Origin of the sequence: Streptococcus oralis, from assembly GCF_019929365.1 — a bacterium.
Lineage (GTDB): Bacteria > Bacillota > Bacilli > Lactobacillales > Streptococcaceae > Streptococcus > Streptococcus oralis_BT.
In genome coordinates this window covers 60,682-76,354 of sequence record NZ_JAHZPH010000004.1, presented here as the reverse complement: position 1 = coordinate 76,354, position 15,673 = coordinate 60,682, and the positions used below count along the sequence as shown (strand labels likewise).

Annotated in this window: 16 protein-coding genes; 12 read left to right on the top strand and 4 right to left on the bottom strand. The window is 44.1% G+C overall.

From position 1 onward, the window contains the following. The first annotated feature begins 52 nt into the window (after positions 1–52). From K1I53_RS06625 to K1I53_RS06610, 4 genes are all read left to right on the top strand, one after another. Complete coding sequence (locus K1I53_RS06625; protein ID WP_000185156.1) at positions 53–310, top strand: metal-sensitive transcriptional regulator; 258 nt, start codon at positions 53–55, stop codon at positions 308–310. Between the two features lie 53 nt (positions 311–363). Beyond that, positions 364–1,677, top strand: coding sequence for a DUF6630 family protein (locus K1I53_RS06620; protein WP_223328815.1), 1,314 nt, complete (start codon positions 364–366; stop codon positions 1,675–1,677). A gap of 31 nt (positions 1,678–1,708) precedes the next feature. Continuing rightward, complete coding sequence (locus K1I53_RS06615) at positions 1,709–1,987, top strand: hypothetical protein (protein WP_223328814.1); 279 nt, start codon at positions 1,709–1,711, stop codon at positions 1,985–1,987. 131 nt (positions 1,988–2,118) lie between these two features. Continuing rightward, positions 2,119–2,607, top strand: coding sequence for a prolyl-tRNA synthetase associated domain-containing protein (locus tag K1I53_RS06610; RefSeq protein ID WP_223328813.1), 489 nt, complete (start codon positions 2,119–2,121; stop codon positions 2,605–2,607). Positions 2,608–2,650: 43 nt separating this feature from the next. On the opposite strand, the gene K1I53_RS06605 is transcribed toward K1I53_RS06610, so the two are convergent. From K1I53_RS06605 to K1I53_RS06595, 3 genes are read right to left on the bottom strand one after another with little or no spacing between them, the layout of a single operon-like run. Then, a complete protein-coding gene (locus tag K1I53_RS06605; protein ID WP_125426025.1) occupies positions 2,651–2,947 on the bottom strand; it encodes a rhodanese-like domain-containing protein in 297 nt (98 codons plus the stop codon). Continuing rightward, positions 2,937–4,592 (bottom strand): FAD-dependent oxidoreductase, encoded by a 1,656-nt coding sequence (locus K1I53_RS06600; protein ID WP_223328812.1) that lies wholly within the window; start codon positions 4,590–4,592, stop codon positions 2,937–2,939. Before K1I53_RS06600 ends, K1I53_RS06605 begins: the two co-directional genes overlap by 11 nt. A gap of 20 nt (positions 4,593–4,612) precedes the next feature. Continuing rightward, positions 4,613–4,918 carry a rhodanese-like domain-containing protein gene (locus K1I53_RS06595; RefSeq protein ID WP_042749805.1) on the bottom strand — a complete coding sequence of 102 codons (306 nt, stop codon included), beginning with the start codon at positions 4,916–4,918 and terminating at the stop codon, positions 4,613–4,615. Between the two features lie 174 nt (positions 4,919–5,092). Here K1I53_RS06595 and K1I53_RS06590 point away from each other — a divergent pair, with 174 nt between their 5' ends. Next, positions 5,093–5,650, top strand: a complete 558-nt coding sequence (locus K1I53_RS06590; RefSeq protein ID WP_223328811.1) for a sugar O-acetyltransferase — start codon at positions 5,093–5,095, stop codon at positions 5,648–5,650. 292 nt (positions 5,651–5,942) lie between these two features. Continuing rightward, a complete protein-coding gene (locus K1I53_RS06585; protein WP_223328810.1) occupies positions 5,943–7,178 on the top strand; it encodes a carbohydrate-binding domain-containing protein in 1,236 nt (411 codons plus the stop codon). A gap of 61 nt (positions 7,179–7,239) precedes the next feature. Here the strand turns inward: K1I53_RS06585 and K1I53_RS06580 are convergent, their stop codons facing one another. Beyond that, a complete protein-coding gene (locus K1I53_RS06580) occupies positions 7,240–8,385 on the bottom strand; it encodes a low temperature requirement protein A (RefSeq protein WP_223328809.1) in 1,146 nt (381 codons plus the stop codon). A gap of 187 nt (positions 8,386–8,572) precedes the next feature. On the opposite strand from K1I53_RS06580, the gene K1I53_RS06575 reads away from it, so the two are divergent. The 6 genes from K1I53_RS06575 (at position 8,573) to K1I53_RS06550 (ending at position 15,612) form a co-directional block, all read left to right on the top strand. Further along, complete coding sequence (locus K1I53_RS06575) at positions 8,573–9,394, top strand: oxidoreductase (RefSeq protein ID WP_223328808.1); 822 nt, start codon at positions 8,573–8,575, stop codon at positions 9,392–9,394. Positions 9,395–9,414: 20 nt separating this feature from the next. After that, the gene (locus K1I53_RS06570) at positions 9,415–10,383 is read left to right on the top strand and encodes a helix-turn-helix domain-containing protein (RefSeq protein WP_223328807.1); all 969 of its coding nucleotides are present in this window, start codon (positions 9,415–9,417) and stop codon (positions 10,381–10,383) included. Between the two features lie 129 nt (positions 10,384–10,512). Then, positions 10,513–11,277, top strand: coding sequence for a nucleoside phosphorylase (locus K1I53_RS06565; protein WP_223328806.1), 765 nt, complete (start codon positions 10,513–10,515; stop codon positions 11,275–11,277). Between the two features lie 33 nt (positions 11,278–11,310). After that, positions 11,311–12,690 (top strand): TrkH family potassium uptake protein, encoded by a 1,380-nt coding sequence (locus tag K1I53_RS06560; RefSeq protein WP_223328805.1) that lies wholly within the window; start codon positions 11,311–11,313, stop codon positions 12,688–12,690. A 13-nt stretch (positions 12,691–12,703) separates the two neighbouring features. Further along, positions 12,704–13,369 carry a potassium channel family protein gene (locus K1I53_RS06555; protein ID WP_223328804.1) on the top strand — a complete coding sequence of 222 codons (666 nt, stop codon included), beginning with the start codon at positions 12,704–12,706 and terminating at the stop codon, positions 13,367–13,369. A 155-nt stretch (positions 13,370–13,524) separates the two neighbouring features. Then, positions 13,525–15,612, top strand: a complete 2,088-nt coding sequence (locus K1I53_RS06550) for an SSURE domain-containing protein (protein WP_223328803.1) — start codon at positions 13,525–13,527, stop codon at positions 15,610–15,612. The last annotated feature ends 61 nt before the right edge of the window (positions 15,613–15,673 follow it).

Below are 15,673 nucleotides of genomic sequence, written 5' to 3'. Positions count from 1 at the left end.
CAAAGGAGTCCATTAGAGATATAATGAAGAAAAATCGACCAAGGATAAGAAGATGACAAACTCAAAGTATATTACACGCCTGAAACGTTCAGAGGGGCAGTTGCGTGGAATTCAAAAGATGATCGATGAAGATCGTGATTGTGCAGATATCATTACCCAGTTGACAGCGGTTCGTTCGAGTGTGGAGCGCGTGATTGAGATGATCATTACCGAGAATCTCACAGCCTGCATCAACCAACCCCTAGACGACCCTGAGGCTCAAAAAGAACGCTTAGAAAAGGCTGTTCAGTACCTAATCAAACGAAAATAGTAGTTCTCTATGTGATAGAACAAGATAAGAAAATGGATCACAGGAGGGGAAAGATGACAAAAGAAGAACGAGCAGAAAAATGGTTTCAGAGTGTTCCTGAGGCAGAAGCTATTCCTATACAAACTAAAATGGAGATCTGTAGTCAGGCAGCGAAACGAATGGCGCTTATCTGGCTTGGCCTACTTGGTGTGGAATGTTTGTTCCTATTCTGGTTCACTGGGGGCGAACTGTTCAATCAAGTAGCGGACTTTCTAAATCAGCTATCAGAAGGGAGCCCCACAAAAAATCGATATAGGGGTCTCGCACTTGCAGGGACTCTTATTTGTCTGCCTGTCTTGATCTTACCTAGCATTGTTGCCCATTTTTTTAGACAAAATTGGATTCGAAAAGAGGCTGAAAAGGTAGTCAAAGAGATGGCCCCTGTTACAAGTGATCAGCCTGTTCTAGCAGGAGACGAGAGAGCAGATTTTTCGAGCATTTCAGGAAGAATCTTTGCGGATTGGGTACTAGATGATGGTGAGAAGGAACAAAATGGCTTTGAACTTGAGGAAGTATGGCAGCAACTAGCAGCTGTACAAGATGGTGATAGGGATTTTCTCACTTTAATACCTCAGCAGCCAGTTAAACTAAAGGGGAGTCAGCTTGTATCGGATTTTGTACAGGTTTGTCAGGATGAAGATTCGGACGCTTTTCGTTTTGAGATCAGTATTGCCGACGCCGAACGAATCAACGAGAATGTAATCTACGAAAAAAATGGTCTGAGCGAGAAAGAAACTCAAGACTTGCTTCGGGCATATTTGGAGAACAGAGTCACACCAGACCTAGAAGACTGGGAAATTGTACTAGATATGCGGACAGATGAGCAGAAAAATATCGCAATCTATCAAGAAATAACCCAACTGCTAACAGATGATAGTGAGGTACGATCTCGTTTGACCTCCTGTTTTGAATCACCGAAAGCCTATTTCAAGCAGTATGCAGAGAGATACGACGAGCGAGGAATAAGCGAAGAGGTTGATGAAGCTACGATAAAATGGCTTGCTATTGCTGATGAGCTGCTCGCTGTGAATGCAGTGATTGAGCTCGATTGGAAGACAGATAAGGAAGAATTCTTGTACCAACTAGAGCCTCTGGCAACTAAACAAACTCTTGATTTGGAGGAGAATTGGTTCGACGAGGGTGATGACCTCCCTACTTGGTGTAAAATTTTGGACGAAAGATGGGCTGGACACGATTTCTGTCTTGCTTGTATGGATATTAATAGTGATAGTTATGTGCTATTTATCTGCAAGAGGGATATTTTGGAAAAATTAGTCACTCTGAGTCACACAATCAATCAGCGTTTCGGCCATGCAAAAAATATGTAATTGCTGGTGTATTTCAAGGAGGAAGTTCAAGATGACTTTTGTATTTAAGGATGCACCCAACACAGCCTGTATAGTTTGTTACCATGTCTTGGCTGGGAAAAATCCGATCACCTTTATCTCCCACGATGAAGAGGATGGCATGTGGCAATTTTTGTGTTCAGAAGACCACACTGGAGAGGATGCATGCCTCATTTCCCTAGCTGAAGCATTTAAACTAGACGCATCCATCGGACAAGTCGCGGATATACCTTGTGGCTATGCGGTGGAAAGAAAAGATGGGCTTGCTGGCTGGAAATCATGCCCATCCTAACAGTTGGGGCTCCGTCTAAGATAACTTGTATGAAAATGAAAGAAACCTAGAGATGTTTGGATATAAACTGGAAGAAAACCCATTTTGTGGTATAATTAAAGGTAGTAAGACAAGTTAAAGGAGGCCAGCAAATGGAAGCATACGAAAAAGTAGTAGAGATGCTAAATGGGCTAGATATTCCTTTTGAAATCGTGGAGCACGAGCCAGCCTTGACAACAGAGCAAGCCGATAGCTTTATCGAAGGGATCGAAGGTGTCCGTACCAAAACCATGTTTCTCACCAACAAAAAGAAAACAGCCTATTATCTCGTGATTATGGATGATAAGAAACGTTTGGATATGGACCTCTTGAAAGACTTGGTAGGAGCCAATAGAATCCGTATGGCTTCCTCTGAGAGCCTGTTTGAAAAAATGAGCTTGCCCGCAGGCGTTGTCTCTCCATTTGGCTTGCTGAACAATGCTGACAAAGATATTCAGATTTATTTCGACAAAGAAATCATGTTGGAAAAACGGATGAGTTTCCACCCCAATACCAACGAGAAAACCCTCTTTTTGGACACGACAGATATACTCAAATTCCTAGAAGCCATTGGTTATGAGGCTCATATCATCGAGTTATAAAGATTAAAGAAACCGACTAAGTTCATCTTAATCGGTTTTTTGATTATTCTACTTGACCGGGCCAAGCATTCATACCACCTTCTACGTTGATAACGGTGAGACCTTGGGCGCTGAGAAATTGACAGGCAGAGGCAGAACGCACTCCACCTTGACAAATGACATGGTATTCCTGGTCAGGTTTGAGTTCTTTGTAGCCTTGCTCCAAGGTACTTAACGGAAGATTTTTTGCACCTGGCGCATGTCCTGCTTGAAACTCATGTACTTCACGTACATCGATAAGATCTAGTTTTTCATTTTGATATTTTTCATAAAAGTCAGCCATGCTGATATTAGTTACCATATTCTACTCCTTCTGGGTTAGCCATTTTGTATAGTGAATAAGCGCCGTCAAGGTTTTGGACGGTAAATCCTGCTTGTTTGAGGATACGCTCTGCGATATAGCTGCGCAAACCACTGTGGCAGCTAACGATGTAGGCTTGGTTCTTGTCTAGTTCATCCAAGCGTTCACGAAGTTCGTTTAGGGGAATGTGGATAGTGTCGACTTTGAGTCGACCACTCTGAAATTCGCCACTTGTCCGCACATCTAGGAATTTCTTTCCAGAAGCTAGTTCGTCTTCGAGCTGGTACCACTGGATATTGTCGCTGAGGTCTTCGATAAGGTTCAAGGCTGCGTAGCCCAGCATGTTGACGGGATCCTTGGCAGAGCCAAATGGCGGGGCATAGGTGAACTCTAACTCTGGTAAGTCAAATACGGTGAGATTTCCCTTGATAGCAGTTGCCAGGATATCGATTCGCTTGTCAACACCTTTCTTCCCAACTCCTTGGGCACCATAGATTTTTCCAGTGGTTGGGTCAAAGAGGAGCTTCAAGGTCATATCAGTAGCGTCTGGATAATAACCAGCGTGGTCTTTCCCGCTGACATGAAGTGCCTTGTAAGGAAGTTGATTCATGTTAAGGATACGCTCGCTGAGACCAGTCGAAGCAGCTGTCATATCAAAGGCACGAACGATAGCAGTGCCGATGCTGCCCTTGTTTATGCGACCGAGTCCTGCGATGACGTCCGCCACTTGTCGTCCCTGACGATTGGCAGGAGAAGCTAGAGAGATGAGGGCATCTTGGCCTGTAATTTCTTGCTTGACAACGATAGCGTCCCCAACTGCAAAAATATCTTTTTGACTGGTTTCGTAGTTTTCGTTGACGAGAATCCCACCACGTAGTCCCAGTTCAATCCTCGCTGCCTGAGCCAGTCCATTTTCAGGTTCAACACCGACAGAAAGGATGGTGAGGTCAGAAGCAATCTTTTGACCGTTTTCGAGAACGATGATTTTTCCTTGGTCTTCAAATCGAGTCGCAGACTGAGAAGTGATAACACGGACGCCGTTTGCTAGCAATTCTGCTTGGACAAAGGCCGCCATTTCCTGATCTAATGGTGGCAAGACATGGGGTGCTTTCTCCACGATAGTGACTTGTAATCCACGTTTTGCCAGGTTTTCAGCCATTTCAAGCCCGATAAAGCCTGCACCGATGACGACAGCTTCTTTTGGATGATTGTCCAAGGCCGCCACAATCTCATCGAGATCAGGAACATTGCGAAGCGTGTAAGCATTATTAGCTTCTGCCAAACCTTCAATGGCAGGAACAAACGGTTTAGCTCCCGGAGAGAGGATCAGCTTGTCGTAGCTTTCTGTGAATTCCTGCCCATCATGTCGCACAGTTACAGTGTGTTCTTCTGGTGAAATCTGGATGACCTCGTGAAATGGTCGCACATCGAGATTAAAGCGTGCCCTGAGACTTTCAGGAGTTTGAACCAATAAACTATCACGGTTTGCAATTTCTCCTGAAACATAGTAAGGAAGTCCACAGTTTGCAAAGGAAACAAAGGGACCTTTCTCAAAAATAGTGATCTCAGCGTCTTCCATGAGACGTCTGAGACGGGTTGCTGCTGACATACCGCCTGCAACTCCCCCGACAATGATAATTTTCATTGACTTTCTCCTTTATACTTCTAGATGACCTTACCTGTCCAAGCGCTCATACCGCCTCGGACATTGATGACATCGTAGCCTTTTTTCTTAAGCTTTTTCGCAGCTAGTTTGCTTCGTACACCAGAATGACAAATGACATAGAGTGTTTCTTTTGTCGCTGGTGTGTAAGAACCGATTTCCGTTAAAGGAACATTTTTGGCATTTTTGATATGACCTCTACGGAATTCCATAGGCGTCCGAACATCCAGTAGCTGAATCGGTTCCTTAAGTTTAGCTTCTAACTCGCTGGTAGAAATACTGTCAATTTTTGTAAATAAGTGAAACATAGGCACCTCCAATATACCCTTATGGGGTATATTAAACCATGAAGTCAATCTTTTGTCAAGCAAGTTGTTTTGACTTGGGAGGGAATTCGTTTCGAGAGTCTAGAAAGCAGGCTATTCTTGACCTTTCAAAGGCTTTTTGATATGATGGGTCCAAAGTAAGTATGAGGTGTTAAGATGACCAGTGAATACCAGAAAATGATAGCAGGGGAGCCTTACCGTCCGTCGGATCCAGAATTACGGGCTTTGGCGCAGGCTTCTCGCCAAAAACAGGCTGCCTTTAACAAGGAAGAAGATCCCTTGAAGGGAGCGAATATTATCAAGACTTGGTTTGGTTCAACTGGGCAAAATCTCTATGTCAATCCACGCTTGGTGGTTGATTATGGGGTCAATATTCATCTGGGGGAAAATTTTTATTCTAATTGGAATTTGACCATGCTGGATGTTTGTCCGATTCGCATTGGGAACAACGCCATGCTTGGCCCCAACTGTCAGTTTTTAACCCCACTCCATCCACTGGATCCTCATGAACGCAATTCAGGGGTCGAATATGGCAAGCCCATCACCATCGGAGACAATTTCTGGGCTGGAGGTGGCGTCATTGTCCTTCCTGGAGTGACACTAGGAAATAACGTAGTAGCAGGAGCGGGGGCCGTGATTACCAAGTCCTTTGGAGACAATGTTGTTCTAGCTGGTAATCCCGCGCGCGTGATTAAGGAAATACCTGTGAAATAGAAGTGAAAAGGAACAGCTAGGGCTGTTCTTTTTATGAGTTTTAGTCTTATAAATTTTTCTTCTTTTTGGCTTTCTTGGTCAAGGAGATATCGCACTGAAGAATGTTGTGTTAAAAAACCTATTAAATGTAGCCTAGAGTTCAAAAATTGTTTTTAGCAGTCCTTTCTAAAAAATTACTAGGCGAAATCTAATCCAAACTAAATTTAAGGAAACTTTCAGAAAAGTTTTAGTTTTGTTTCAGGGATCTTCTGTAGACTGTCTAGCTATATCATACGAAGGAGAGGAAAAAGGTATGAAATCAAAAAAATGGACCCTACTCGCAACGAGTTTAACGGCAATGGTGCTGCTGGCAGCATGTGCCCAGTCAACAACTACATCCAATACCAATGCAACGACAAATAGTGCAACAACAACTTCAACAAAGACAAACCAATCATCCTATTTTACAGAGAAGGACTATGATACTTCTTATGACGAAAGCACAGCTTCTAAGATTGAGTTATCTGGCTCATCTGCAAACGTCTCTGGAGATGGGGTGACAGTCTCTGAATCAACAGTGACCATCACAAAATCTGGAACCTATGTAATTTCAGGTCAGTCTGACGGAGTGCAGATCAAGATCGAGGCAGATAAGTCTGCAGATGTTCATCTAGTCCTAAAAGGCGCGACCATGACCAATACCAATGCAGCAATTTCTGCGACATCAGCTGGCCATGTCTACTTGGCTTTAGCAGAGGGGACCATCAACAGTCTCTCTGACTCAAGCTCTAACAGTGACGAAAAAGCAGACGCAGCTCTCTTTTCTAAGGTGGATTTGACCATCAACGGGAAAGGAACTCTCAATGTAGATGGCAAGAAGAACAACGGGATCAAGGCTAATGACACTCTCCACATCACGGGTGGAACCTATAACATCACAGCAGTTGGTGATGCCTTTAATGTCAATGATGAACTCAACATCACTGGTACGACCATGACTATCGATGCCAAGGAAGATGGTGTCAAAGTTGATAATGATGAGGATACTTCAGCCGGAACCATGTACCTATCCAACAACAACATCACCGTCACAGCAGGAGATGATGGCATCCACGCATCAGGTGATTTGGTTATCGATAGTGGTACCTACACCGTCAAGAATTCGACAGAAGGACTTGAAGGTAAGTCAATCACTATCAACGGTGGGGATATTAGCATCTATTCGACAGATGATGGAGTCAACGCAGCTAATAAAAACGCCCAACAGAGTGAAATCTTCTTCACCATGAACGGCGGGAACCTGACAGTAGAAGTCGGTCAAGGGGATACAGACCCAATCGACTCAAACGGGGATGTCACGGTTACAGGCGGAACCATTAAAATGATTGGTCAAACAGGTTTTGACTTTGATGGAACAGCTACCTACACAGGTGGAGATATCTATCTCAACGGTGAAAAACAAACGGAAATTGTCAACTCTATGCCTGGAGGCGGTGGACCAAATGGAGACCCTCAAGGTGGCGGTCCAGCCCCTGGCGGACAAGGATAAAAAAGAATCTCCTTTCTCGAAAGAGAAGGGAGAGTTTTTGTGTTTGAGAGATGGATTGTAGCTAAAACAACTCCCAATTAGGTCTTGAAAATTTCTTAGTCTGTTTCATATAAAAATGAGTAAAATGAATTTCCATCGCCAAGGTCATTAGAGTTGCGATAGCAATGACGATGGTAGGATTGGCTGAGAAAAAGAGGGAAAGGACCAACCCGATAAGAAAGAGTCCTGCTTGGGTACAGTAAAATGTCTTATTATAGCGAAGGTAGCTCTTGTTGAAACGGCCGTTAGATAGGATGGCAGCTTGAAAGAGGCCGATACCCGTATAGAAGAAGCTAGTCGCAAAGAGGTGATGAGCTTCAGGATTGACCAAGAAACTCATAGAAACAGTCACCATAATCAAGCCGATAAAAATCGGATAATGACTATAAATCAAGAAGATTCCTTTATTATTACCTTCTTCATCAATAGCATGGTCAAATTGACCAAAGTAGTTCATAAAGAGGTTGACCATGATGATAAAGTATAGGATAGAATGAATGGAGAAATTTTCCAGTGTAAAGAAATCTGCTAGACCCATAATCATCTCACCAAAAGTGATGATAACTAAAAGCGAAATGCGTTCGATGAGATGGGGCAGATTGACTTGAAAATGGGAAACTTTTCGAGTCAATAGGACGGGCATGATAAAGGTCAGGAGAATCCCAGTCATGTAGACATGAATCCCAAGATGAATTGGCAAGAGAGCAGTTAGGTAGACCAGGACCGTTCGGAGACCGGTCATCCAAAGAAAGCCCTTGATGCTTTTACGATTGGCCGGCGTGGTAGATTTTCGAAGATATTCAACCAGATATTGGGAAAATAAGGTCAAGGTCAGTGTTCCAATCGTCCAGCAGAAGGTATGGAAATAGGATTGCCAGTCATTGGTAATCATGTTTGATATCAAGAGTAGCATAGCCATATTGACGAACATGACGACCATATTGAAAAGGGAATTCTTTCCGTAACGATTCGTGTAGACGGTCTGAATCATCCAAGAATTGACCAGAACTAGAAGTGACATCAGGAAACCAAAGATGGCGTCTAGGGATAGGACACCGTGGTGAAGATGATGGATAAGGGCAGTGGTTTTGGAAATTGCGTAGACAAAGACCAGATCATAAAAGAGCTCGCTAAATTCCACGCGTTTATGTTTGATGAGATTTGTCATAAGAAGGCCTTTCATTGAAATTTCTAACAGTTTATTATAACAGAAAATGAATAAAATGAGAAAGATAGTTTTTAGCAGAATTGTTGGCGTAAATTGTCATTGGTGTGGCAGGTATTGTCATTTACTTGTCAGGTTTTGTAGCGTATAATAGTCTCATCAATCAAATAAAACAAAAGAGGAAATCACCATGTCAAACAAAAAAGTTATCTTAGTTACAGGCGCTTCATCAGGTATCGGCTATCAAACTGCTGAACAGCTTGCTAGAGAAGGTCATATTGTCTATGGCGCTGCCCGTCGTGTGGATGCCATGAAACCACTTGAAGCCTTTGGTGTGACACCTATTCGTTTGGATATTACAGATGAAGTTAGCATTAAAGAAGCTCTCAACGTCATCATCAGTAAGGAAAATCGTATCGATGTGTTGGTCAATAATGCTGGCTACGGTTCATACGGTGCCGTTGAAGATGTAAGGATTGAAGAAGCCAAGATGCAGTTTGAGGTCAATATCTTTGGTCTAGCTCGCTTGACCCAACTCGTTCTCCCTTATATGCGTAAGCAAAAATCAGGTCGCATTATTAATGTGGGCTCAATGGGTGGTCGTTTGACATCTTACTTTGGTGCTTGGTATCATGCGACCAAATATGCTCTCGAAGCTTTTTCAGATGGACTTCGTATGGAAGTGTCTGATTATGGCATTGATGTCTCTATCATCGAACCAGGCGGTATTAAAACGGACTGGGGCTTCATCGCTGCTGACAAACTGGCCGAATCAGCTAAAGGTGGTGCTTATGAAGCAGCAGCCACTAAGGCAGCAGAAGGGATGCGGAAGCAATACTCTGGTAATATGATGTCAAATCCTAAAGTGATTTCAAACGCTATTTCCAAGGCAGTCAACAGCCGTCGTCCTAAAACTCGCTACTTAGTAGGTATGGGAGCTAAACCATTGGTATTCTTGCATGCTATCTTGCCAGATCGTTGGTTTGATGCCCTCATGAAACGTGCTTCTTAATAGAAATAAGGAGAAACCCTATGCGTCTTAGTCTCAGTCAGCAATATATTGACAATTTGAAATTGATTGGCTTAGATCTGAATATGATTCTGGAACTGGCTAATCTTCCAGATACCACATGGAAGGAAGAGATGAGCCTTTCAACACTTGATTATTACCATCTTTTGACGGCTTTTGACAAGGTAGCTAATGATGAGCAGATTATCGCCATGAGCCGTATCAAGGATATTCAGATGTTCATGCCTCCTTTCTTTGCGGCTCTTTCATCGAAAACTGGCCTCGCAGCGATGGAACATTTTGCCAAATACAAGAAAATCACAGGTCCCATTGTCGTCAGCATTGAAACCTTCGATGACCTTGTCCGTGTGAGTTACCGCTATGATTATCCAGGTCTCGACTTGCCTCGTTTCGCCCTTCTCAATGAACAGTTGTTATTGGTTGATTTGATTCGGACAGGAACTGGAGAAAACATCACGCCAGTACACGTTGGGACTCCATATACTTATGAAGAAGCCAGTCTGAAAGTACTTGGCTGTCATGTAGAAAATATGGAAGGCAATGAACTGGTCTTTAAAAAGGCAGACTTGGAGAAGCCATTTTTAACTGCTAATAATGTCATGTTGGATTATCTAGAACCACAGCTCAAGGAGCGCTTGGCAGAAGCCATGACCAGTGAAAGTTTTACAGGTCTCGTCCAGCAAAAACTCTACCAAGCTATCCCAAGCGGCGCCTTTGGTATCGAAGATATCGCAGCGACTCTCGGTATCAGTAGCCGGACCTTGCAACGAAATTTGACGGCAGAAGGCACTAAGTTTAACCAAGAATTGCAAAATGTACAGAAGATTCTAGCCTTTGGCTATTTCAAGAATCCCGACATGACAACGGATGATGTAGCCTATCTGCTGGGTTATTCAGAAGTGTCCTCCTTCTCACGGGCCTTTAAAAAGTGGACAGGAAAGACCATTTCAGAGTATCGAGAAGGTCGTTGATATCCATACAATCTCCTTTTTCGAAAGAGAAGGGAGGCTTTTGTGTTGTTACTGGAGGAAATGTAAAGACAACTCCTTGACACTCCGTCAGCTTTTGATACAATAGTACAAAATTACAGGAGGTGGGCTATGATTCAGAAACATGCGATTCCCATTTTAGAGTTTGATGACAATCCCCAGGCGGTCCTTATGCCAACACATGAGGGGCTAGATTTAAAGTTGCCAAAGAAGTGCATCTATGCGTTTTTGGAGGAGGAGATTGACCGCTACGCTAAGGAAGTAGGGGCGGACTGTGTTGGTGAGTTCGTTTCGGCCACCAAGACTTATCCAGTCTACGTCCTCAACTGCAAGGGCGAGGAGATTTGTCTGGCCCAGGCGCCCGTGGGCTCTGCCCCAGCGGCCCAGTTTATGGATTGGTTGATTGGTTATGGTGTGGAGCAAATCATTTCCACTGGTACTTGTGGTGTCCTAGCCGATATAGAGGAAAATGCCTTTCTCGTCCCTGTTCGCGCTTTGCGAGATGAGGGGACCAGCTACCATTATGTAGCGCCTTCTCGTTATATGGAGATGCAGATTGAGGCTATCTCTGCCATTGAGCAAGTCTTGGAACAAAGAGGCATCCCTTATGAGGAAGTTATGACCTGGACGACAGATGGTTTTTACCGAGAGACAGCTGAAAAGGTGGCCTATCGCAAGGAAGAAGGCTGTGCTGTTGTGGAGATGGAGTGCTCTGCTCTTGCGGCAGTAGCTCAACTACGTAGGGTTGTCTGGGGAGAATTGCTCTTTACTGCAGATTCCTTGGCAGATCTGGACAACTACGACAGTCGTGACTGGGGCTCAGAAGCTTTTGATAAGGCACTCGAACTCTGTCTTGCCATTGTGCACCACATGTGAGTGTTCTGACTGTTTTTATGGTAGAATGTAGCTATGTTAATCAAATCTTTTTTGGAAAAAATCAAGACGACGCTGTCTCGGTTATCACCAGCCCGGCGCATCTTTTTAAGTTTTGCCTTAGTTATCTTCTTTGGCTCGCTCCTTTTAAGCCTTCCCTTTGTGCAAGCAACAACGTCACAAGCGACCTACTTTGACCATCTCTTTACAACGGTATCCATGGTCTGTGTGACAGGGCTTTTCACCCAGTCGGTGGCCTCGACTTACAATATCTGGGGTCAGTTGATCTGTATGCTCTTGATCCAGATTGGTGGTTTGGGGCTTATGACCTTTATCGGAATCTTTTATATCCAAGGCAAGCAAAAGCTCAGTCTTCGTGGTCGGGAGACCATTCAAGAAAGTTTCAGTTATGGAGAAACTCAGTCTCTAAAGGATTTCATCCGCTCGATCTTTTTGACGACTTTTTTGGTAGAAGGGCTCGGTGCCTTTCTCCTGAGTTTCCGCTTTATTCCGGAATTTGGCTGGGGACGAGGGGTGTTAACCTCAGTCTTTTTGGCTGTTTCAGCTTTCTGTAATGCTGGATTTGATAATTTTGGAAGTACGAGTTTGGTAGCCTTTCAAACGGACCCCTTGATCAATCTAGTGATTGCGGGTTTGATTATCACAGGTGGTCTAGGATTTATGGTCTGGTTTGACCTAGCGACCCAGTTTGGGAAAAAGAAAAAACGCCGGCTGCGTTTCCATACCAAGCTGGTTCTCTTTTTAACGGCGGGAATTCTGCTCTTTGGAACCGTATCGACTTTGTTGATTGAGTGGAACAATCCTGGAACGATTGGAAATCTCAGCGCTCCAGAGAAACTGCTGGTCAGCTTTTTCCAGACCGTCAGCATGAGAACGGCAGGTTTTGCTTCCATTGACTACACCCAGGCTCGACCGGCGACCTTGTTCATCTATATCCTGCAGATGTTTCTGGGAGGGGCACCTGGGGGGACAGCAGGGGGGCTCAAGATTACGACCTTCTTTGTCTTATTGGTCTTTGCTCGTAGCGAACTATTGGGCTTGCCTCATGCCAATGTGGCTCGGAGGACCATTGAACCCCGAACCGTGCAAAAATCTTTCAGTGTCTTTATTATCTTCTTGCTGACCTTCTTGCTGGGCTTGATCCTGCTAGGGATAACAGCAGAGGGAAATCCGCGCTTTATCTACCTCATGTTTGAGACCATTTCAGCCCTTGCGACAGTTGGAGTGACGGCGAATTTAACACCAGAGCTAGGCAAGATAGCCCTCAGCATCGTTATGTTATTGATGTTTATCGGCCGTATTGGTCCCTTGACACTACTGGTCAGTGTAGCGGAATACCAGCCAGACAAGAAAGATGCGATTCACTATATGAAAGCAGATATCACCATTGGGTAAGAAAGGAAGAACGATGTCAGATCGGACAATTGGAATTTTAGGCTTGGGAATTTTTGGGAGCAGTGTTTTGGCTGCCCTAGCCAAGCATGACATGAATATCATTGCTATTGATGACCACGAGGAGCGCATTAATCAATTTGAACCTGTGCTGGCGCGTGGAGTAGTTGGAGATATCACGGATGAAGACCTCCTTCTATCAGCGGGGATTGACACCTGTGATACCGTAGTTGTCGCAACGGGGGAAAATTTGGAGTCCAGTGTTCTCGCGGTCATGCACTGCAAGAGTCTAGGGGTGCCGACCGTTATTGCCAAGGTCAAAAGCCATACAGCTAAAAAGGTTCTAGAAAAAATTGGCGCAGACGCAGTCATCTCACCAGAGTTTGAAATGGGGCGCTCATTGGCACAGACCATCCTCTTTCATAACAGCGTAGACGTCTTTCAGCTGGACAAGAATGTATCGATTGTCGAGATGAAAATCCCCCAATCATGGGTAGGTAAAAGCCTCAGTCAGCTAGATTTACGTGGGCGATACAACCTCAACGTACTTGGCTTTCGTGCCTACGAAAATGCTCCTCTGGATGTCCAATTCGGACCCAATGACCTCTTGCAGGCAGACGCCTACATCATGGCCGTCATTAATAACCAACATTTGGACACCCTAGCTGAACTGAGTGAGTAGGAGAGGAAGGGTACTCTCTTTCCAAATGATTAACGAGTCAATATAAGTATTTTATAAGAGGGATTTAAGAAAAATTTTAACTTTTTCTTAATCCTTTTTAATTTTAGGAGATTATACTAGAGTCATCAAAAAAAGAAAACTTTAAGGAGAATCCTATGAAATTCAATCCAAATCAGAGATATACTCGTTGGTCAATTCGCCGTCTCAGTGTCGGTGTTGCTTCAGTTGTTGTAGCTAGTGGCTTCTTTGTCCTAGTCGGTCAACCAAGTTCTGCACGTGCTGATATCGTCAATCCGACTCCTGCCCAAGTCGTGCCAGACGCCACTTCGGTGAGTGAAAAGAGCGACTTACCAGCAGAAGTTCTCAAAAAAGCAGTCGATGTAGCTCTTCCTTCAGAACAGTCTATTCCAACACCTAAAGCAAGTTTGGATACGACAAGCTCTTCAGAAAAAGCGGACGTAACTGCTAAAGAGTCGGCAGTAGCACCAAAAGAAGAAGTGCAAGCACAATCTGACTCTAAGAAAGAAATAGAAGATGCAGTTAAACCTGTGGAAAGTCCTGCGTCTACAGTTTCTGGACAAGACCGTGAAGCCAGTGAAGTGCAAGCAGCGACCACTCCAGCTGAAGTGCAAAAAGGTGTGGCTGACAACACCAAAGATACAGTAGATGTTCCAGCTAGCTACCTTGACAAAGCCAATTTCCCAGGCCCATTTACAGCTGGTGTCAATCAAGTCATTCCATATGAATTCTTCGCTGGTGACGGCATGTTAACTCGTCTTATCTTGAAAGCCTCTGATAAGGCTCCATGGTCAGACAACGGCTCAGCTAAAAATCCAGCTCTCCCACCAGTAGAAAAATTGGGCAAAGGTCTTTACTTCTATGAAGTGGATTTAGCAGGTACCCAAGGCAAATCAGATAAAGAGTTGCTTGACCTTTTGAAACAAAACGGCACTCAAAGCTATAAGGCAACCATCAAAGTGTACGGTGCAAAAGACGGCAAGGCAGACTTGAGCAACCTTGTAGCAACTAAAAATTTGGATGTCAATTTGAATGGCTTAACTACTCCAGCCGAAGTGCAAAAAGGTGTGGCTGACAACACTAAAGATACAGTAGACGTCCCAGCTACTTACTTGGATAAAGCCAACTTCCCAGGCCCATTCACAGCCGGTGTCAACCAAGTCATTCCATATGAATTCTTCGCTGGTGACGGCATGTTGACTCGTCTTATCTTGAAAGCATCTGATAAGGCTCCATGGTCAGACAATGGTTCAGCTAAAAATCCTGCTCTCCCACCAGTAGAAAAATTGGGCAAAGGTCTCTACTTCTACGAAGTGGATTTGGCCGGCACCCAAGGAAAATCTGACAAAGAGTTGCTTGACCTTTTAAAACAAAATGGAACTCAAAGTTATAAAGCTACCATCAAGGTGTACGGTGCTAAAGATGGCAAGCCTGACTTAACCAATCTCGTAGCAACTAAAGATTTGACTGTTAATTTGAATGGTTTGACCACACCAAATCAGGTTAAAGACTCTGTTGTTAACAATGTCAAAGACATGATTGATGTCCCAGCTTCTTACTTGGACAAGGCCAATTACCCAGGCCCATTTACAGCCGGTGTCAACCAAGTTATTCCATACGAAGCTTTTGGTGGAGATGGTATGTTGACTCGCCTCTTGTTAAAAGCTTCCGACAAAGCCCCATGGTCAGACAACGGAACAGCTAAAAATCCTGCTCTATTGCCACTTGAAGGCTTGGCTAAAGGTCAATATTTCTACGAAGTGGATTTGAATGGCAATACGGTTGGCAAAGATGGTCAGGCCTTGCTGGAGCAACTTCGAGCTAACGGAACCCATACGTATCTAGCTACTGTTAAAGTCTATGGCGCTAAAGACGGCAAACCAGATTTGACCAATCTGAATGCTACTCGTCAAGTAACGATTCAGCTTCGTGGAAAAGAAATGGCGACAACACCATCTCAACAAGGTCAGATGAATACGAAGCCTTCTGAAACAGGCTCTACAGGTACGACTGAGGGCATGATGGGTACAAATCACCATATGTCAGATATGAAAGCAGATCAACCAGCTTCTAGCCCAATGGCTAATATGATGAAAAAAGATGATAGAGCGATGCTACCAAATACTGGGGAAGCTAAAACGGCTACAGCTGGCCTTGGTATCTTTGGTCTAGCCTTGGCAGGTCTTGTTGGACTTTTGGGTTTGACAACCAAACGAGAAGATTAAGATTCAAATCACTTAAACATTAGGGAAAATAGTGTTATACTAAAGCAAGTATAACACTGTT